The sequence below is a fragment of the Aquirhabdus sp. genome, assembly GCF_046462495.1.
Classification (GTDB): Bacteria; Pseudomonadota; Gammaproteobacteria; order Pseudomonadales; family Moraxellaceae; genus Aquirhabdus.
Genome location: NZ_JBKGVE010000012.1, coordinates 83,553 through 103,657, shown reverse-complemented (window position 1 = coordinate 103,657; position 20,105 = coordinate 83,553). Strand labels below are relative to the sequence as shown.

Below are 20,105 nucleotides of genomic sequence, written 5' to 3'. Positions count from 1 at the left end.
GCGACTGGTGTTTTACTGACGTGCAAATGGCGGGATTTATAGGTAATATTTAAAAATACCATTTGGTCTAAATATTGCTTGGTCTAGTGATATTGCAATTTATTTGAAATGTTATATTGTTGCATATAATATTGCGCTGAATTCAATGATGTCATGATCGTAATTGATGTGATTAACAGACGATACTATTTTTAAAGGAAATTTTAGATGAAGAAAATAGCGATGGCCGTGCTCTGTGTCCTCTACGGGCCTGCAAGTGTCAATGCAGCAGAGGGGATGTGGACGCCGAATAATCTACCGACAGCGGAATTAAAGGAAAAATATCAATTCAATCCTGATCCAAAATGGGTCACCCATGCGCAAAAAGCTGCTGTTCGCTTGGCGGGTGGCTGTTCAGGTTCTTTTGTATCCCCTGCTGGATTGGTGTTGACCAATCACCACTGCGTCAACAGTTGTGTACAGCAACTCTCTACTGCGGATCATGACTTCATCAAGTCGGGGTTCTACGCCAAGAAGCCTGAAGACGAAATTAAATGTCCTGAGATCGAACTCAATCGCCTGGATACAATTACAGACGTGACTGCGCGCGTTAAGAAAGCAACTGAAGGTAAGAACGGTGAAGACTATAGTAAAGCCGAAAAAGCCGTGAAGTCAGACATCGAGAAAGAATGCGTAGGCAGTGAAAAAGAAACCACGCGCTGTGATGTTGTTGATCTTTATCATGGCGGTGTTTACGACGTGTATAAATATCATCGCTATCAAGATGTGCGTCTTGTGTTTGCGCCTGAACTTGCGATTGCATTCTTCGGTGGCGACCCGGACAATTTTAACTTCCCACGCTATGACCTTGATATGGGCATGTTGCGTGCATATGAGAACAACAAGCCTGCTAAGGTCGTGGATTATTTTCCTTTCTCAAAAAATGGTGCTGAAGCGGGTGAGTTGACCATGACCGTGGGGAATCCCGGTGGTACGGATCGTCAGTTGACCGTTTCTGAGCTTGAAACGACACGGGATGTTGATTTGATTCCACGCCTATTTTTACTCTCTGAATTGCGCGGTGTGCTGACTCAATTCCGTAGCCAAGGAACTGAGCAATCACGTATTGCCCAGCATGATATCTTTGGTATTGAGAACTCATTCAAAGCACTCAAAGGCCGTCTACAAGCCTTGCAAGACCCAGAAGTCTTTAATCTGAAACAGAAGCAAGAGACAGAGCTTCGTGACTATGTAAAAGCATCCCCAGAACGTCAGGCCAAGTATGGCGCAGCGTGGGATGAGATCGCCAAGGCACAAACGACCTACCGCAATATCGAGACGCCGCTGAAATACATCGAATACGGTCGTGGTTTTAGTTCGGACTATTTCAGCGATGCACGTTTGCTGGTCCGTGGTGCAGAAGAGCGTACCAAGCCAAATCCTGAGCGTTTACGCGAATTTACCGAATCCAAATTGCCAAGCGTTACTCAGCAATTGTTCTCTACAGCTCCAATTTATCCAGAGCTTGAGAAAGTGAAACTGACGTTTGCACTGACTAAACTCCGTGAGAACTTGGGCGTCGATAATCCAATCGTTAAATCAATATTAGGCAAAGAGTCTCCTGCTGTATTGGCCGAGAAATTGATCAGTGGCACGAAACTGGGTGATCCAGCAGTGCGTAAAGCGCTCTGGGAAGGTGGTGCAGATGCCATTGCCAAGTCTGATGACCCATTCATTCAACTGGTGAAACAGATTGACCCTGAGGCACGTGCGATTCGTAAACAGTATGAAAACCAAGTGGAGTCAGTGATTGATAAAAACTCTGAACTGATTGCAGCGGCGCGTTTTGAGAAGCTAGGCACCAGTGTTTATCCTGATGCAACCTTCACCCAGCGCTTCTCGTTTGGTGAGGTGAAAGGCTGGAATGAGAAGGGCACTGAGATTAAACCATTTACCGAGATCAAAGGGGCTTTTGCTCGTGCGACAGGGTTTGAACCTTTTGCTTTGCCAGCATCATGGCTTACTGCGAAAGATAAGCTGAATTTAGAGCAGCGTTTTGACTTGGTCAGTACCAATGACATCATTGGTGGTAACTCGGGCAGTCCATTGATCAATCGCAAAGCTGAATTAATAGGTCTTGTGTTTGACGGCAACATTCAATCTTTAGGCGGTAACTATTGGTTTGATGAGCGTGTTAATCGTACCGTGTCCGTACATAGTGGTGCGATTTTAGAAGCGCTACAGAAAGTGTATAACGCGGATCGTGTGGTGAAAGAACTGAAAGACGCGAAAGCGAATTAAGGTGAGTTAAAGGCTTTCCCTGTGCGCGAAGTACAGGGAGGGTTTAAAGAAATTCAATAATGGTCAAATGATAAATAAAATAATAAAGTCATGAGTTTGTCATTGAGTCATTGTACCGTTAAACAATTTTAATCTTATTAATATTATCCAAAGGAACGTTATGAGTTCATCTATTCCAACTATAGATCCGGCGACATTAGTGTATAAAAATGAAAAGGGGCTATTTATCATTAGTGCAGTGATTTCAGCTGTATTATGGCTAATTTTCTTGATCGCAACACATGGTGCTGTGATTATTTATATTCTTTTATTTTTTATTATCTACCTTTTTGCTCAATCCGCACTTATTTCATGGATTAAAGGGAATGGCGTCCAGATTACCGCTGAGCAATTTCCTGAGTTATATGCGCGTTTTTCCTCCAGCTGCCAGAGATTAGAAATTAAGACTCAGCCTGATGCATATATCCTGCAAAGTGGCGGTGTGTTAAATGCATTTGCGACGCGTTTTTTAGGGCGTAATTTTGTCGTTCTATACTCTAATGTTATTGACGCACTCGCAGCACATCCAGACGCTGTCAGCTTTTATATTGGGCATGAGCTAGGTCATATTAAGCGTCGACATATCCAATGGGCTGGGTTTCTTTCGCTTGCAAATTTGCTTCCAATTTTAGGTGCAGCACAATCCCGTGCGCATGAATATACTTGCGATAATTTTGGGGCTGCGTGTTGTGAAGATAAACAGTCGGCGCTTTATGGAATTGCCGTATTAGCTGCGGGTGAGAAAAGCTATGCGGCTTTGAATATTCATGCTTATTTGAAGCAATTAAAATCGACGACAGGATTTTGGATGTCGTTTCATGAGCTTATTTCTGATTATCCGTGGCTGGTCAAGCGCGCTGCGCGAATTAATAATCCTGAATATCCAAAGCCTTCGCGTCATCCACTTGCATGGTTATTGGCCATATTTATCCCAAGAATCGGCGGGGGAGGTGCTTCTGGGGTAATAGTCGTTGTTGCGGTGATTGGTATTCTTGCGGCAATTGCGGTTCCTGCTTACCAAGATTATTTATCACGGGCCAATCTTTCGACCGCCGCATTTTATGGTGATCATGCGGCAAGAGCTGTTTCTGAGTACTACAACTCAAAGCATGAGCTTCCATCCAGCCTCGCTGAGACAGGTTTTCGGGACCCAACACCCTCATCTGTTAGCAAAGCAAGCGTTGATAGTGAAACGGGTGAAATTCGCTTGTTGATGAATAAACCTCTTGAAGGGAAAGCATTACTATGGGTACCTTCATTGGATGCTGATAAGCATGCAAGCTGGAAGTGTACGAGTGAGGATATTCGTGTGAATTTGCTTCCTATGCAATGTCGGTAATGATTCGATAAAATATAAAAAGCCATGCAGTTTTGCATGGCTTTTTATTGGCATATAAGAGCTATATTATTCCCAAACATTCACATCTTTTGCGTCATGAAAATCCGGTCGCTGCGGATTCACGACACAGAAACGATGCCCCGTCGGGGCTTCCATCACGGTCCATCTTTCCATGATTTTTACAATCGTTGCGCCTAGACCTTCCAGACGCTTGACTTCGGCTTTGATATTATCCGTTTCAATATCAAGATGAACACGGCTAGGGTGCTCAACCTTTTGTACCAGTACTCGAATATCGGTATCTTTGACTTCTAGATGGACATATTTTTCAGCCCATTCTTCATCGGACTTTATCGCTTCATATCCGAGTGCTTTGCCCCAAAAATTTGCAGCAGGATTGAGATTATCAACTTGACTGTCAATAACGAGAGCGGCGAGTCGGCTTTTGTGCATTTTTAAACTTCTTTAACGGTGAGTTCTTTGACATAGGCATTCAATGATCTGTTGTAACGTTTCAACGATGCGTCGTCTTCCATCAAGATCACTTTAAATAATAGATGCATGGCCTGTGTGGAGTTATTCAGTCCCGCTTCTAATAAAGCTAAGAAAACGCGTAAAGCCCGATAATGAGGAAAACGATCAATTCCTTGCTGCAGAATATGGCGTGCTTCATCGAAGCGTTTCAGATTTCGTAAAGTACTGCCAGCCTGCACAAATATTTCTGGTTGACGATGGGTAGGCAGTTGCTCAATTCCGATTTCAAAGGCGCGCGCGTAATGCGGCATCGCTTCAGCTTCACGACCGAGACTATCAAAAGTAGATGCGATTAAGTATTGGATATGGGCGTTATCTGGATTTTCTTGATCCTGATGCTTTAATTTCTGTTCGCCTATGGAGATCCGTGAAGAGTCATCTGTCGCCATCATGGCTTCAATGTCTTCAAAAAGAAGATCGACCGGTTGAGATTGTTTTAACATGAGATGGCTCGGTGTTATGAAGAACGGGTTCCCAATGATCACACTGAGAACCCGTTAGAGACTAATTACTCACCTTTCAAGCCACGATCTTTCAGCATCGGTTCTACACTGGGCTCTTGTCCACGCCAGTCGTGATACAGCTTGCTGAGATCCTTGGTATTGCCTTGTGACAGTACCATTTCACGGAAGCGATCACCGTTTTCACGCGTCAGACCACCATGCTCTTTAAACCATTCAAAACCGTCATCTGACAGCATTTGTGTCCAAAGATAGGCATAGTATCCGGCTGCATAACCATTACCCCAGATATGCATAAAATAGCTTGAGCGATAGCGTGGCGGCACGTAGCTCAAATCAATTTTATCTTTTTTGAGCGCTGCTGCTTCAAAAGCATCTGGATCTTGTTTCTCAGTAGTGGTCAGGCTGTGCCAATCCATATCGAGAAGAGCCGCAGCAACCAACTCTGTCATGTCATAACCTTTGTTAAAGGTTCCAGCCTTCTTGATTTTATCAACCAAAGCCTGTGGCATCGGTTCGCCAGTTTTGTAGTTCTTGGCATAGTTGGCGAAAATCTTTGGATCACTGGCCCAGTGCTCATTGAACTGAGACGGGAACTCAACAAAGTCCCGCGCTGTCGCAGAGCCTGACAGGCTGGCGTATTTGGTGTTGGCAAAGATGCCATGCAAACCATGACCAAACTCATGGAACATGGTGATCACGTCATCATAGGACAGCAGGGCAGGTTGACCATCCGCTGGCTTTGCGAAGTTAGCGACGTTATAGATGACTGGCTTGGTGCCCAGCAGCGTGGATTGATTAACGAAGTTACTCATCCATGCGCCGCCATTTTTATTATCGCGTTGATAATAATCGGTATAGAACAGAGCGAGTGAGCTGCCGTCTTTATCAAAGACTTCAAAGACGCGGACATCAGGATTGTAGACGGGGATGTCTTTGCGTTCTTTAAACGTTAGGCCATACAATTGGTTGGCTGCGTAGAATACGCCGTTTTGTAAGACATTATTGAGTTCAAGATAGGGCTTAATTTGCGATTCATCGAGATCAAACTTGGCTTTACGCACTTGTTCTGCGTAGAAGTTCCAGTCCCAAGGTTGAACTTTGAAATCACCTTTTTGCTGATCAATAACAGCTTGAATGTCTTTGGCTTCAGTCTCTGCACGGGCTGTTGCCGCAGGGACGAGGTTCTGCATGAACTTAATGGCGGTCTCTGGTTTTTTGGCCATTTGATTTTCGAGTGTCCATGCCGCAAAGCTTGGGAAGCCAAGTAATTTGGCTTGTTCAGTACGAATTTGCGCAAGACGGCTAATCACGGCACGGGTGTCGTTAGCATCGCCTTTTTCTGCACGGTTCCATGAGGCTTTAAATAGCGCTTCACGCGTTGCACGATCAGTTAGTTCTTGCAGCAGTGGCTGTTGAGTGGTGTTCTGTAGGGTGAGTACCCAAGCATTATCGAGTTTTTTCGATTTAGCGGCTTCTGCCGCTGCAGTAATTTCTGCGTCGGTTAGGCCTGCCAGTTTGCTCTTATCGATAATGACTAGTGAACCATCTTTGGTCGCTGCAAGAAGTTTATTGGTGAACTGAGTACCAAGGGTAGAGTTTTCTTTATTCAGTGCTTTCAGCTTGATTTTGTCGGCATCTGACAAATTTGCGCCGCCAAGGACAAAGTTTTGATAAGTGACTTCAACAAGGCGCAAGGATTCAGGATCCAGATTCAGCGTATCACGTTTGTCGTAGATGGTCTTGATGCGCTTGAACAGCTTTGCATTGAGGGTGATGGCGTCTTGATGCATGGCACGTTTTGGTGCGACATCTTCTTGTACTTTTTGCAGATAATCACTGGTATTGGCGCTGGTAATTGCATCAAATACAGCGAGTACGCGATTGAGCAGGGCGCCAGATTTCTCTAATGAGATAAAGGTATTATCAAATGTCGGTGCTGCTGGATTATTGGCAATCTTGTTCACTTCACCCAATTGCAGCTTCATGCCCTTTTCAATGGCAGGCAGGTAATCGGCTTCTTTGATTTGATTAAAATCAGGGGCCTGGAAGGGCAGTGTGCTGGGTGCGAAAAAAGGATTGGTACTGAGCTTGGCTTTGGTTGCCGCTTGAGTAACTGGAGCTGTTTCTGCTGCAAATACTGTGGAAGTGGTACCAGTCGCGAGTGCAATGGCAATCACGAGTGTACGAAAACGAAACATTCGATAGTCCTCTGTAAGGGTGTAGTAGAAGGACGCACCTTGATAAGGTTTGTCCCTAAAATTGCTCGATTTTTGGCGAGAGTTATCTAGCAAGCAATTTTTACACCATGCCGTGAATACGTGTATTTAGGCGTAGAACTATCGTATGTGTTCAGTTGTTGGATTGTATCTTCTGTGCTTAGGTGCGCACTCGCAGGGTGAGTCCTTTGAGGAAGTTGCGTAAGAATTGGTCACCACAAGCCCGGTAGTTACTGTGTCCTTTGGCACGGAACAAAGCAGACAGTTCAGGTTTAGACACCTGAAAATCGACAGACTGCAGAATCTCCTGTAAGTCTTCATCTTTCAAATTAAATGCCACGCGTAGTTTTTTCAGCATGAGATTATTTGAGTTGGGGAGTTTCACCGGAACAGGGGCTTGTTTATCGTTCTTACCGCGCAGATGAATGACGAGGCCATTCAGAAAGTACAGCATGGCTTCGTCAGGAATTTCTAAGAAACCCTCTTCATCTTCAGCACGTAAGAAATCAACCACATCGGCCTCGATGACACTATAGTCAACCAGTGCGAAAATTTCGACCATTTTCTGATCAGACAGGTCGAGCATATAACGCACACTGCGTAGAACGTCATTATTCAACATAGGGTCACTTCACAGACAGACATCATTCGATTTAAAGCCTTTAGTTATCTTAATTTCAAAATTTAAAAAATATGGGCGAATCGCTGGATTAAGCAAAACGTGCTAATAAATCCAAAAACTCTACATTCTGACTTGGGTGTGCGGCAATGACTTGAGCCAGAGTACGACCTTGATTGTCGGTTGCATTCACATCTCGACCGTCTGCTTTAAATTGCACCAGTAACCGCTCAAAATCAAAAGGCCGCATGTGCTTATACGCGGTATACAGAACATGAAAATCGGCACTAACGCCTTCTGGTGGCAGGTGATTCAGGTAGGCAAAAACACGTTCGTCTGACCAAGCTTCGTTAAATGTAGCGGGCTGTGCAAAAGCCATGATGACTCCAATCTTGTAATCTAATCTTTATAAAAAAGAATACGGTTTAATGTTGGCTTCATTTTACGCGTATTCCCGCATAAAAAAAGCAAAATGACTGCGTATTTAACGGGTCATTTTGCTTTATTGATGCTGACTTAATGAATAATCAGGCAAGAAGATCAACTTAGGTCGGTTGATCTTCAGGTAAATTGATGTTCATTTCCAGCATTTCGATGTTGTCTTCGGTACGCACACTCATATGGATATCATGTGCAGTCACACCCCGAACATAGCGGTTCACAACTTCCATGATCTCAGATTTCATCCGGTTAATCGTATCTTGCGATAAGCGACGTCCCAAACGATTTTCGGTTGCGATAATGACTTTTAGTCGATCTGCAGCGGTTTTTGCGCTCGTCGGTGCGGGTTCTGATTTAAATAAGTTTGCCCAAAAGCTCATGGCTGCACTCCAAATAGACGTGCCAACCAGCCTTGTTTCTGGGGCTGAATATGGCGATATGGACGGTCTTCACCTAAAAAGCGTGCAACGAGATCATCGTAAGCTTGACCCGCTTTAGAGTCGAGATCACGAATGGTCGGCACACCTTGGTTTGATGCATTGAGTACCGAGTTACACTCCGGAATGACACCGAGGGTCGGTACTTTAAGAATGTCTTTGGAAATATCATCAATGGTCATCATTTCATCACGGCTTGCACGATCTGGATCGAAGCGTGTGATGACTAAGTGTTCGCGCACGCGACCGATATTTTGTTCGACTTTCTTGGTTTTGCTATGCAGCATGCCAATAATTCGGTCTGAGTCACGGACTGAAGAGATTTCAGGGTTGGTTACAATCAATGCTTCATCGGCATGATACATCGCCAAAATCGCACCACGTTCGATACCAGCAGGAGAGTCACAAACGATGTAGTCAAACTCAGCCGAGAGTTCTTCGATGACACGTGCAACACCTTCATCGGTCAATGCATCTTTGTCGCGGGTTTGGCTTGCTGGCAGGATATACAGTGTTTCGATTTCACGGTCACGGATCAGCGCTTGTGAGAGACGGGCTTCGTTGTGAATAACATTCACAAGATCATATACCACGCGGCGTTCGCAGCCCATAATCAAATCAAGGTTACGTAGACCCACATCAAAATCGACAACAACAGTTTTGTAGCCACGTAAGGCTAAACCTGTGGCAAATGATGCGCTTGTCGTCGTTTTTCCGACTCCGCCTTTACCTGAGGTTACGACAACGATTTTTGCCACATTAAACTCCTTAGCCTGGAAATGGTCTAAATAGGGGACCACCAGTATTTTTGTTAAAAAACAATGATTAAATTTCAAGCAATAGATCAATATTAGGATAGCAGCTAATTAAAATCTGTGTTATGGCGATAATGTTACAGAACATGTAACGATTTTTACCACCATTTTCATCACTTCTCAACTAAAACATGCGTGATATGGAGCATGCTTAAGTTGAGTGCTTTTGCTAATCAATATAAATTTTCTATAAAATCAAAAGACTAAGTTGTATTTTAGTTAGTGATTGATCTTATTGAACTCTAGTGTACCTTCATTTGATAGGCTAATGTGTACGGCTTGTCCGATCATATCTGCAGGAATATCTTCAGATACACAAAATGTTCCTGATACTGAAACCAGTTCAGCTTCTAAGCGCTGACAGAAGATGTGTGCATTGAGTGCTCCACCTGCGCCCGCCATGAGACGACCGCGAGCCGTACCATAGACATGAATTGACCCGCCGGAAATGAGCTCAGCGCCGCTATTCATATCCGCCATCAAAATCAGATTACCTTCTTCTACGACGATCCGTTGACCAGTGCGTAAGGTTTCTTTATGCAAGGTATCACCAACGATGGTGATCGACTCAGCTTTTTTCTTTTTAGCCCCAAATGCAGTGTTTTCTGCAACTGTAGGTGGTTCGGTAGGAGCAACGCGCTGCATATTGGGGTCAGCAGGGAGGACGGGAAAGTGTATTGCGCGGGCTTGATCTGCAAGAAAACCTTCGACCACTGCGAGAGGTTGTAAGTTGTGTTCGCGCAGTAAATTGAGCACTGGCTCAAGAGGCAAAGCCAGCGTTGAATCAATAATCACAGGCATGCCTGTGAGTTTTTTTGCCAATGTTGAAATCTCGCGTTCCAGACGGGGAAGGCTGTCCGTCTGTAAGGTAATGCGTGTAAAGCTGACCATTTTGCCATTGAGGCGAATATCGCTCATGAGAGTGTCCTTAAAGGTCAGATAGAGAAAAAAGGTTTGGATTGGAATTGAGCGTTCTTTGTCTATGAGGGATATCAAAATAATACCCAAATGTCATATCACGCTTATCTGCGTTTGCATCCCGCTCAGATCCGATTTAATGACTGCATCGTAGAGGAAAATCATCCAGAGTGCCAGAGACAAGCGCATGAAAATCAGCGCATCGCACAGAGTAAGTTTTAACTTCAATGCCAAAGCTGCTTCACAAAGCCTGCCAAGTGAATGTGCAGATCCTGCGCGATTGTATTTGACTTAATAAATGCTAATGATTATAGTTCTCATTATCGTTTAATTGAGAGACTTACGCCATGACCGCTATGCCTTCACTCAAGAGCGCTGATGCAATTGAAAGTAATGCGCAATATCTGACTCGACAAGCGCGTTTTGAATCCAGTGTACGCAGCTACCCGCGCAAGTTGCCTTTTGCCATTGCTTCTGCAAAAGGGTGCTGGATCACCGATGTTGAGGGCAATCAATATTTAGATTGTCTTGCTGGGGCAGGGACGTTGGCATTGGGTCACAATCATCCGGATATCGTACAAAGTATTCAGGATGTGCTGGCAAGTGGCTTGCCTTTGCATACTCTGGATTTAACTACCCCGCTTAAAGATGCATTTTCAGAATATCTGCTCTCTTTTTTACCTAATGATGGTAATGATTATTGTTTGCAGTTTTGTGGACCAACGGGTGCCGATGCGGTTGAAGCTGCTCTGAAGTTAGCTAAAACCGCGACAGGTCGAAGTAATGTGATCAGTTTCTCCGGTGGTTATCACGGTATGACGCATGGTGCCTTAGCGGTTACCGGGAACTTGTCACCAAAACAACAGGTTCAGGGGCTTATGCCTGGTGTGCAATTTTTACCCTATCCGCATGAATATCGTTGCCCTTTAGGTCTTGGCGGGGAGGCAGGTATTCATGCATTAACGTATTACTTTGAACAGTTCATCAGTGATGTGGAAAGCGGCGTGTGCAAACCCGCAGCAGTTATTTTAGAAGCGATACAAGGGGAAGGTGGCGTAAATGCCGCACCCGTTTCGTGGCTACGTCGTATTCGAGAGGTGACTCTGGCGCATAAAATTCCGCTCATCATCGACGAGGTCCAGACCGGATTTGCGCGCACAGGGCATATGTTTGCTTTCGAGCAAGCAGGGATTGAGCCGGATATGATTGTGATGTCCAAGGCCGTTGGAGGGAGTTTACCACTGGCAATTTTGGCCTATAAACGTGAACTTGATGTTTGGCAGCCTGCTGCGCATACCGGTACTTTTCGCGGTAATCAGTTGGCGATGGCAACGGGAATGGCAACCCTCAAATATTTAAAAAATAATAAGATTCATCTCAAAGTAAAACAGCAAGGTGAGTGGCTTAAGGATCAGTTCAGAACGCTGCAAAATCAACACGATTGCATTGGTCATATTCGGGGGCGTGGGTTGATGATTGGCATTGAGATTATTGATGCCAGTCAGCCTGCTGATCATCTTGGTAGTTATCCTGCCGATCCAGAGCTTGCCGCAGAAATTCAGACGTGTTGTTTTGAGAATGCATTAATTCTTGAGCGTGGCGGGCGTCATGGAACGGTGATCCGTTTGTTACCCCCCTTGACGATTACAGATAATGAACTCAATCAGCTGGTCCAGCGTTTTGGTACGGCGCTACAAGATGCAAAAGTACGTGTGCGGGGCTTGAAATGAGTTATCAGCTATTTGCCGAAAGTGTTCCCTCGCCGGATTTTTCAATTTTATTAAGTCAGCATCAAGAGGCGGTATCTGCTTACTCCGCGCTCATGCACTCCACAACGGAAATGGTGGGAGAGTGGTTACAGCATGGGCGGATGTACTCAGGACTGAGTATTGAACAGTTGAAACGAGAAATCTCATTGCAAGTGACGTCACAAGGTCTGGGAACGTCACAGGCTATCCAGCATGCTGTCGATAACTATTTACAGCATAGTTTGCAGGTGCATCATCCACATTGTACGGCGCATCTGCATTGTCCGACTTTGGTGATCAGCCAAGTTGCTGAAGTACTTCTTAATGCCAGTAATCAAAGTATGGATTCTTGGGATCAAAGCCCATCCGCAACCATCATGGAAATAAAACTGATTGAATGGCTACGTCAACAGGTTGGTTATCCGTCTGGTGATGCCGGGGTATTTACCAGTGGCGGTACACAAAGCAATTTGATGGGGTTAATGCTTGCAAGGGATGCAGTAGTTTTAAGACGCTGGGGCTTATCTGTGCAATTCGATGGCTTGCCCCCCGATGCCAGTCGTATCAAGGTGTTGTGTTCAGCCAATGCTCATTTCTCGGTGCAGAAGAACATGGCATTGCTTGGACTTGGGTATAACGCGGTTATTCCGATTGCGGTTGATGATCAGGGGCGAATGGATATTGATGCGCTAGAGCAGACTATCCAAATGGCTTCACAAAATCATCACATCATCAGTGCAATAGTCGCGACTGCAGGAACAACGGATGCAGGGGCGATAGACCCACTTGTCGAGATTGCTAGGATTGCTGAGCGACATCAGATTTGGCTGCATGTAGACGCCGCTTGGGGAGGGGCATTGCTTTTGTCCGAACAATACCGGTATTTATTGCAGGGACTCGAGTCAGCAGATTCTATCACACTTGATTTTCATAAGCATTTCTTTCAGCCAATCAGTTGTGGTGCATTTCTTCTGAAAGACCCTAAATCTTATCAACTCATGCACTATGAAGCGGATTATCTGAATTCAGATTTTGATGAAGCGCAGGGCGTGCCAAATCTAGTGTCCAAATCATTGCAAACGACTCGGCGATTTGATGCGCTCAAATTGTGGATGAGTCTTGAAGCCCTCGGAACAAAAATATATGCCGCATTAATTGATCATGTCCTGATTTTAGCCAAGCAGGTTGCTGCGCTTATAGAAGCTGATCCTAAGCTGCAGCTTTTTATGCAACCTCAGTTGTCTAGTGTGCTCTTTCGTTTAAAGCCAGTGGGTATGTCTGCGCAAGCATTGGATCATTTAAATCAAAAGACTGCAGATCAACTTCTGGCTAGTGGTCAAGCGAATGTTGGTGTGACGCGATATCAGGGTCATTTAAGCCTGAAGTTCACTTTTTTAAATCCAAATACTTCGCTTGCTGATATCGAGCAGTTACTTAAAAAGCTGCATCGGCAAGCTGAACCCCTTATTCAGCATCAACTGGAGGCTCAAGCATGAAAAACGAAGCCAATCGTTTAGCTCTTCAGCATTTAATCAATGCGTATATTCAGGAGACTGGGCGCGGAGTATTGCTTGGGGTTCATGAGCAAACTACCAGTCAGCGCATGCTGAGCGCTGACCAGACTTTATTGAGTATTCAACTCGCGCCACTGGATATTGCACTAGCGGTTCCCTTGAGTTATGTCAGTGTGTTGGGGCGTCATCGTTTAGCGGCAATGCCTCAAGTCTGGAGTGATCAAAAATGGATTGCACTAAGCCCTGTTGCGATTGCAGGGATATTGCTTGAGGATATCGTTCAGCATACACAGAGCACCGTTGATGCTGCCAGTTTGCTTGAAAAGTGGGTGCAAAGCCGTGATGCGCTCATTGTGTTCTTAGAGCATCGCATCGGCAACATCGATGCTATCTTCGCACCTGAGCTCAGCTTTGTCGAAAGTGAGCAAGGGCTGATTCTAGGTCATGCCATGCACCCTTCACCCAAAAGTCGTCAGGGTTTTGTTCATGCAGACTTTGTTAATTTTTCACCAGAAACCCAAGGTCGTTGTCAGCTTCACTTTTGGTTAGTCCATCCTGATTTTGTGACTGAAGGTAGTGCAGATCATGAGTTGCCGAGTGATCAACTAAAGCGTCAGTTGCAGACTTTTCTCACACCGATGCTGCGTGCCCAGATTGAGCAATATCCGACATGGAAATTATTGCCACTCCATCCTTGGCAGGCGCGTTTTTTAATGGGACAACCGTTATGGAAGGCACTGCATGAGAATCAACAGATCATCAGTCTGGGGGAGCTTGGCTGGCAGCTTTTTCCTTCGACGTCGATAAGAACTCTATGTGGTCCAGCGCCGTGGATGTTTAAGCCGTCACTGTCGGTATCGATTACCAACTCTGTACGTGTCAACCAGCATCATGAGTGCTTACGGGGGGAGATTAGCTGTCGCTTATGGCGAAGCCCATTGGGTCGGTTTATTCAGCAGCAACATCGCACGCTCTCAGCGGTCAATGACCCAGCCTGGATCGCCTTGACTTGGCAGGGTAGCGTTGTGAGCGAGACGATTTGTATTCTGCGAGACAACCCCTTTGCCACACAAGCGCAAGTGACTTGTATGGCTACGCTCACTCAAGATCATCCATTAAAAGCTGAAAATCGTCTGACCCATATCCTGCAAGCATTGGCCTTACAAACTCAGTTGCCTATAGAGCAAGTTGCGAGTACGTGGTTCACGCGTTTTCTGGAGGTGGCGGTTCAGCCAATGCTTTCCATTTATATGCAGTATGGGATGGCTTTTGAAGCCCATCAACAGAACACTTTATTGGAGCTTGATGCGTTATGGCCCAGCCGTTTTTGGCTGAGAGATAATCAAGGGTTTTATTATATTGAAGAGTATGCAGAGAAAATTATTGCGCTATTTCCAGAGCTGACGGGTAAAGCAGAATCGGTAGGTCCACGTGAGTTTGTCGATGAGCGTTTTATTTATTATTTCTTTGGCAATACCATCTTTGGGCTAATCAATGCACTCGGCGCAACGGGCTTTATTCATGAACGTACGTTGATCAAACAACTGCAGCATTGCTTGATCGAACAGCAAAAAATATATCCCCATAGCAGCTTAATCCAGCAGTTGCTGGAAGACGACACCTTGCCTTACAAAGGCAATCTACTGACTCGACTGCATGAGCTTGATGAGCTGACCGCACCCCTTGAGTTTCAGTCGGTCTATATCCGTATTCAAAATCCTTTATTACATCAAAAGCTGGAGAAGATTCGTGCTTGATTTTATCGGCATTGGAATAGGTCCATTTAATCTCAGTTTGGCAGCGTTGCTGCAGGGTAAAGAGTCGCTTGATTATTTATTCTTTGAGCAGAAGAAAACGTTCTCATGGCATGAGGGGATGTTGCTCCCCAATACGACTCTACAAGTTCCCTTTATGGCTGATTTAGTCACGATGGTTGAACCGACAAGTTCTTTGAGTTTTCTCAACTATCTTAAAGCGCAAGATCGGCTCTTTAAGTTTTATTTTTTAGAAAAACTGCATATCCCCCGGCTTGAATATAATCATTATTGCCAATGGGCAAGCCAACAGATTAAACAACTGCGCTTTGGTGCAGAGGTCATCCGAGTTGAAGCCCAGAATCATGGCTTTCGTGTGATGGTTCAACACCAAGGCGAACATAAGACCTATACCTGTAAGCATCTGGTATTTGGTACGGGTACCGTTCCGACATTGCCAAAATGCTTGCAAACGTTGGCAAAGGATTTTCCTAAACGTTGTTTCCATTCGGCAGATTTTGCAAAGCGTATGGCGCAGCATCGGCATGGGGATACGGTTGTCCTCGGATCTGGACAGTCGGCGGCTGAAGTCTTTGATGTTCTTCTCGAACAACAACAGATAGACCATGAGCTGAATCGGTCATTTCAGTTGAGCTGGCTTACGCGCACGGCAGGATTTTTCCCGATGGAGTATTCGGCCTTAGGTTTGGAGCATTTTACACCTGATTACACGCGTTATTTTTATCAGCTTACGCAAGAGACCAAAGATCTATTAGTTCCAAACCAAGGACTTTTCTATAAAGGGATCAGCTTCTCCACGATCGGTAGTATCTACGAGAAACTATACCATCGTACGATTGGTCGACAGGCACTCAATGTCGTTCTTTCAGGCTTGAGTGAGCTTGTCGATGCACGGATGGAGCAGGGGCGCATTAGGCTCAGGTTTAGACATCTACAGCAACAACGCCATTTCGAAGTCAGTACGGATTATGTCGTGGCTGCAACGGGTTATCGACATGGATTACCGGCTTGTATGCAGGGTTTAGAGCCGATCCTCGATTATGACGATCAGAACCGTTTAAAAATTGATGGCGCGTATCAAGTCAAACATCACGGGTCAGGGAAAATCTTTGTTCAGAATGCGGAGTTGCATACGCATGGCATTGGGACTCCGGATTTGGGGCTGGGTGCTTATCGTGCAGCACAAATCGCGAATCAACTTTTGGGGTACGAGGCTTTTTATCTCGGTCAAGTTAATACCTTTCAACGCTTTGGTGCCCCTGATGATATCGCGTGTTAATGGTGTTTCTCTGCTTTTGATCTGTGGTTTCTTATTCGTTTTTACCGAGACGATTTTATCACCATTTTATCCGCAGTTTTTCAGTCAGGTTTTTGGAATTACGGATTTGTCATTAACGGGCGAATACGTTGCCTTATGCCGATTTACGGTGTTGATCAGTGCACCGTTGTGGGGATTTTTGGCCAAAAAAATTGATCCGCTCAAGTTACTGATTATTGGTCAGTCTTGCGCCGCATTGATTACTTTAGGTTTGTCACAAGCCAGCCAACTGACCTTCTTTTTAATACTGTCTGTACTATTACTGATTTTTAAGAGCAGCTATTTTCTATTTTATAGTCTGCTGATTGAGCTGCAAGGGCGCCGAAAACAGTTGCGCACCGTTGGGCAAGTCCAGTTGGTGGTGCAAGTCGCACTGATTGCTTCCGCTTTGGCCAGTAGCTGGGTGTTGCACTTTGAGCATCCTTTAAAACTCTTTGTTGTTGTCGCTGCGTTGGATGTGCTGCAAGTTATTCTGTGTTTTTGGGTCTTTCGTCAACGTAAGCAGCAGCCTAAAGCCGAGGTCCCGAAAGAAACGAGCGATCTACAGCAAACGCATTATCTTTGGCGGCCCCAGACAGTTTTCGCTTATGGGTTGCTCATCCTCGCATTTAGCATAGCGACTAATAGTGTAAGACCATACCTGACGGCCTATGGCATTCAAACACTGCATATGAGTCAACTGACTGCCGCAGTGCTTTACTTAATTCCATCGCTTATGGCTTTTGCCGTCTTTCCTATTTTGCACAGTCAGTGGATTAAGCGTATTCAGGTCTCGTCTGCTTACAGCGTTATGCTCGGGCTTTTGGTGATTAGCCTAGCATGGCAAGCACTTGCCCAGAGTATTTATAGCTTGTTTGCAGCTCGGGTTATCTTTGGTTTTAGCATGCTGCTTGGACAGGCTCTCTTAGAAAATCATTTATTTACAAATGCTTCAAGTAGTCCGCATTGGTATTTTAGCTTGACGACAGTGGTGCAGAACAGCGGACAGCTATTTGCGCCTTTGCTTGCCGCTTGGGTGGTTGCTTGGTATGGACTGACCGCACCCTTTTGGCTTGCCGCATTACTCTTTGGCATTTCTTTTTCACTGGTGTATTACGGGCTGTCACTTCGTCAGTTTTCAAAAACTACACCTCAAATTTCATCCGAACCTATGATCAAAGCGGAGTATTAAGTAATGGGAATTATGTCGTTGCAAATTCAAGAACCTGAATGGCGTCAAGCTGGGCAGCGGCTGATTGAAATGGCCATCGCTGAGTTTTTATATGAGCACATTATTGACGTCACGGTGATTGATGTTGATTGTTATCGCTTGGATTTGGGGATCGATGAGTTGGGTCATAAGATCAGCTATGAATTCAAAGCGAGCCAGCGGCAATTGGGCAATTGGTCCATTCAACCGGGTTCTGTGCGTGTGACGGGACAGCAGCATAGCGCATGGGACTTGCATCAATTCTTGATTGCTCTTGCAAAGAAAGTTGACGTCAAGCCGTTCACTTTGGCTTATCTGATTAAAGAGATGAACAATACGTGGCTGGCAGAAGCTCATTTATTTGATCAAGGTCGCCCTAATAGCCAAGAAATTTTACGTTTATCATCGACAGAAGTAGAAGGTACGCTACGCGGGCATCCATGGATTGTGATGAGCAAAGGGCGAATGGGCTTTAGTTATCAGGACTACCTCAATTTTGCCCCTGAAATGCAGCAAAAGCAGCAATTGCTATGGGTTGCCGTAAGCAAAAGTCTAGCGACTTTTAAAGGGACTCCGGATCAGCCCGCCAACGTGCTTTATCAGCATGAAATAGGAACATCACAGCGCCAAGACTTTGATCGAATCGTTCAGACTAAAGGGAAAAGTGCATCCGATTTTTTCTTTCTGCCAGTACACACCTGGCAATGGCATCATTGGATTATGACCAATTATGCGGGTGAAATTGCACGCAGTGACATCATTCAATTGGGTCTCTCTGAAGATCAGTATTTGCCGATGCAGTCCATCCGAACCTTTGGTAATATCACCAGTCCGCACAAACACTATGTCAAGTTACCTTTAAGTATTCTCAATACCGCAGTATATCGTGGCCTTCCATCACAAAGAAACTTGGCCGCACCGGCACTCACTGCGTGGCTAAAAGAAATCTATCAACAAGATCGTGAACTGCAGGATACAGGGTTAATCCTGTTGGGTGAGATTGCTAGTGTGACTGTCAAGCAGCCTTGTTTTGATCAAATTGAAGGTGCTCCTTATCAGTTCAAAGAGCTCTTTGGTGCGCTATGGCGTGAAAGCATTTATGAGCATCTGGAAGACGGTCAACAAGTGCTTACCCAAGCAGCACTGGTGCATCGTGATCTAGAGGGGCAGTCGATTTTAAAAGTGTTGATTACCCAGTCCGGGTTAGCGCCTTTGGTTTGGCTTAAACAATTCGTCCATGTGTGTATCACGCCACTGTTGTACTGTTTGTATCGCTATGGCGTGGTTTTTTCTCCGCATGGAGAAAACAGTTTACTGATCCATGAGCATGGCATTCCCAAGCGGATGGTCGTTAAAGATTTTATTGATGACGTTAATCTGGTCGAAGAGGACTTTCCAGAGTTAGTGACTTTGCCCTCAGAAGTAGAGCGTCTTTTATTGCGCCATTCTGCCCAAGACCTCAGCCATTTTATTTTTACCGGGCTGTTTGTTGTTCATTATCGATATATCGCCGAAGTGTTTTTACAAGACTTTGAATATGATGAAGCGGAATTCTGGCAGCAAGTTGCTGATGTTATTGATGCTTTTCATAAAGCGCATCCTGAGCTTGCAGACCGCATTGAAAAATTTTCAATTCAGAGACCGTCCTTTGAAAAAGTCTGTCTCAATCGGGTCAGGCTCTTTAGTCAAGGTTATGCGGATGACGCCGAGCGCCCAGTGCCTGAGATCCTAGCGCCGATGGACAATCCTGTTTCACCGATCGTATTAAAAAAATGGCATCAAGGAGTCATCAATGCTTAAGTCAATTTCTGCTCAATTACCAAATGAATATCGTCTCAGTGATTTTGGTGATATCGAGGTGAGTCTGCGCCAACTGGAGTATCCACGTGACATGGAGTTGCTGCATAAGTGGATGCATTACGAGCATGTGATTCCCCAATGGCAACTGAATAAATCTCTCGTTGATTTATCTGTTCATTATGAAAAAGCACTGGCTGACGATCATCAACGTATTTATTTAGTCGGTGTTAATGGACAGTGGGTGGGCTATACCGAAATTTATGAAGGGGCTCGCGATCGGCTCGGACGCTACTATGATTCAGATTCGAATGATTTAGGGTGGCATTTATTGATCGGAGAAACTTCAGCGTATGGCAAAGGGCTATTACGGGCGATTATTCGGATGTTATCGCATTTTATTTTTGATCATTCTGAGGCAAAACGGGTTGTTGGAGAGCCTGATCATACCGTCAAGCCTTATGAAGTTGTTGCTCGTGATATGTGCTATGAGCCGCAGCGGCTGATCCCCATGCCTGAAAAAGTGGCAATGCTCTACTATTGTCCGCGAGATGTTTTTTTGGCGAAATATCCGAAACAAACTGAGACTTCAGTACTTTAGCATCGAGACGGCATTGACCAGATATTTTTTAAATGTATAATGATAATAGTTATCATTTAGA

17 protein-coding genes are annotated in these 20,105 nt (G+C 45.0%); 9 read left to right on the top strand and 8 right to left on the bottom strand.

Going from position 1 to position 20,105, the window contains the following annotated elements; translation table 11 throughout:
* Positions 1 to 207 precede the first annotated feature (207 nt).
* Both ACLHG7_RS14865 and ACLHG7_RS14860 read left to right on the top strand, forming a co-directional pair.
* A complete protein-coding gene (locus ACLHG7_RS14865; RefSeq protein ID WP_410211769.1) occupies positions 208 to 2,280 on the top strand; it encodes a S46 family peptidase in 2,073 nt (690 codons plus the stop codon).
* Positions 2,281 to 2,440: 160 nt separating this feature from the next.
* A complete protein-coding gene (locus ACLHG7_RS14860) occupies positions 2,441 to 3,658 on the top strand; it encodes a M48 family metalloprotease (protein WP_410211768.1) in 1,218 nt (405 codons plus the stop codon).
* Positions 3,659 to 3,724: 66 nt separating this feature from the next.
* On the opposite strand, the gene ACLHG7_RS14855 is transcribed toward ACLHG7_RS14860, so the two are convergent.
* From ACLHG7_RS14855 to minC, 8 genes are all read right to left on the bottom strand, one after another.
* Positions 3,725 to 4,111: a VOC family protein gene (locus ACLHG7_RS14855; protein WP_410211767.1), complete on the bottom strand. Its 387-nt coding sequence runs from the start codon at positions 4,109 to 4,111 to the stop codon at positions 3,725 to 3,727.
* A gap of 2 nt (positions 4,112 to 4,113) precedes the next feature.
* Positions 4,114 to 4,635, bottom strand: coding sequence for a tetratricopeptide repeat protein (locus ACLHG7_RS14850; RefSeq protein WP_410211766.1), 522 nt, complete (start codon positions 4,633 to 4,635; stop codon positions 4,114 to 4,116).
* A 65-nt stretch (positions 4,636 to 4,700) separates the two neighbouring features.
* The gene (gene dcp, locus ACLHG7_RS14845) at positions 4,701 to 6,854 is read right to left on the bottom strand and encodes a peptidyl-dipeptidase Dcp (protein WP_410211765.1); all 2,154 of its coding nucleotides are present in this window, start codon (positions 6,852 to 6,854) and stop codon (positions 4,701 to 4,703) included.
* A 178-nt stretch (positions 6,855 to 7,032) separates the two neighbouring features.
* Entirely contained in the window at positions 7,033 to 7,494 is a 462-nt protein-coding gene (locus tag ACLHG7_RS14840) for a DUF1456 family protein (RefSeq protein ID WP_410211764.1), read from the bottom strand.
* Between the two features lie 88 nt (positions 7,495 to 7,582).
* The gene (locus tag ACLHG7_RS14835) at positions 7,583 to 7,870 is read right to left on the bottom strand and encodes a PA4642 family protein (RefSeq protein WP_410211763.1); all 288 of its coding nucleotides are present in this window, start codon (positions 7,868 to 7,870) and stop codon (positions 7,583 to 7,585) included.
* A gap of 166 nt (positions 7,871 to 8,036) precedes the next feature.
* A complete protein-coding gene (gene minE / locus ACLHG7_RS14830) occupies positions 8,037 to 8,312 on the bottom strand; it encodes a cell division topological specificity factor MinE (RefSeq protein ID WP_114898282.1) in 276 nt (91 codons plus the stop codon).
* The gene (minD, locus tag ACLHG7_RS14825; RefSeq protein WP_114898283.1) at positions 8,309 to 9,127 is read right to left on the bottom strand and encodes a septum site-determining protein MinD; all 819 of its coding nucleotides are present in this window, start codon (positions 9,125 to 9,127) and stop codon (positions 8,309 to 8,311) included. The genes minE and minD overlap by 4 nt, the downstream gene beginning before the upstream one ends.
* 276 nt (positions 9,128 to 9,403) lie before the next feature.
* Positions 9,404 to 10,102 (bottom strand): septum site-determining protein MinC, encoded by a 699-nt coding sequence (gene minC / locus ACLHG7_RS14820; protein WP_410211762.1) that lies wholly within the window; start codon positions 10,100 to 10,102, stop codon positions 9,404 to 9,406.
* Between the two features lie 356 nt (positions 10,103 to 10,458).
* Between minC and ACLHG7_RS14815 the strand changes: the two genes are divergently transcribed.
* Genes ACLHG7_RS14815 through ACLHG7_RS14785 form a run of 7 tightly spaced genes read left to right on the top strand, consistent with a single transcriptional unit; the run spans position 10,459 to position 20,044 of the window.
* Positions 10,459 to 11,832: a diaminobutyrate--2-oxoglutarate transaminase gene (locus ACLHG7_RS14815; protein ID WP_410212040.1), complete on the top strand. Its 1,374-nt coding sequence runs from the start codon at positions 10,459 to 10,461 to the stop codon at positions 11,830 to 11,832.
* Positions 11,829 to 13,346 carry a pyridoxal phosphate-dependent decarboxylase family protein gene (locus ACLHG7_RS14810; RefSeq protein ID WP_410211761.1) on the top strand — a complete coding sequence of 506 codons (1,518 nt, stop codon included), beginning with the start codon at positions 11,829 to 11,831 and terminating at the stop codon, positions 13,344 to 13,346. Before ACLHG7_RS14815 ends, ACLHG7_RS14810 begins: the two co-directional genes overlap by 4 nt.
* Positions 13,343 to 15,121, top strand: a complete 1,779-nt coding sequence (locus ACLHG7_RS14805) for an IucA/IucC family protein (RefSeq protein ID WP_410211760.1) — start codon at positions 13,343 to 13,345, stop codon at positions 15,119 to 15,121. The genes ACLHG7_RS14810 and ACLHG7_RS14805 overlap by 4 nt, the downstream gene beginning before the upstream one ends.
* The gene (locus ACLHG7_RS14800; RefSeq protein WP_410211759.1) at positions 15,114 to 16,418 is read left to right on the top strand and encodes a lysine N(6)-hydroxylase/L-ornithine N(5)-oxygenase family protein; all 1,305 of its coding nucleotides are present in this window, start codon (positions 15,114 to 15,116) and stop codon (positions 16,416 to 16,418) included. Before ACLHG7_RS14805 ends, ACLHG7_RS14800 begins: the two co-directional genes overlap by 8 nt.
* Positions 16,402 to 17,628, top strand: coding sequence for an MFS transporter (locus ACLHG7_RS14795; protein ID WP_410211758.1), 1,227 nt, complete (start codon positions 16,402 to 16,404; stop codon positions 17,626 to 17,628). The genes ACLHG7_RS14800 and ACLHG7_RS14795 overlap by 17 nt, the downstream gene beginning before the upstream one ends.
* Before the next feature lie 3 nt (positions 17,629 to 17,631).
* A complete protein-coding gene (locus ACLHG7_RS14790; RefSeq protein WP_410211757.1) occupies positions 17,632 to 19,446 on the top strand; it encodes an IucA/IucC family protein in 1,815 nt (604 codons plus the stop codon).
* Positions 19,439 to 20,044, top strand: coding sequence for a GNAT family N-acetyltransferase (locus ACLHG7_RS14785; protein WP_410211756.1), 606 nt, complete (start codon positions 19,439 to 19,441; stop codon positions 20,042 to 20,044). Before ACLHG7_RS14790 ends, ACLHG7_RS14785 begins: the two co-directional genes overlap by 8 nt.
* Positions 20,045 to 20,105: the final 61 nt, after the last annotated feature.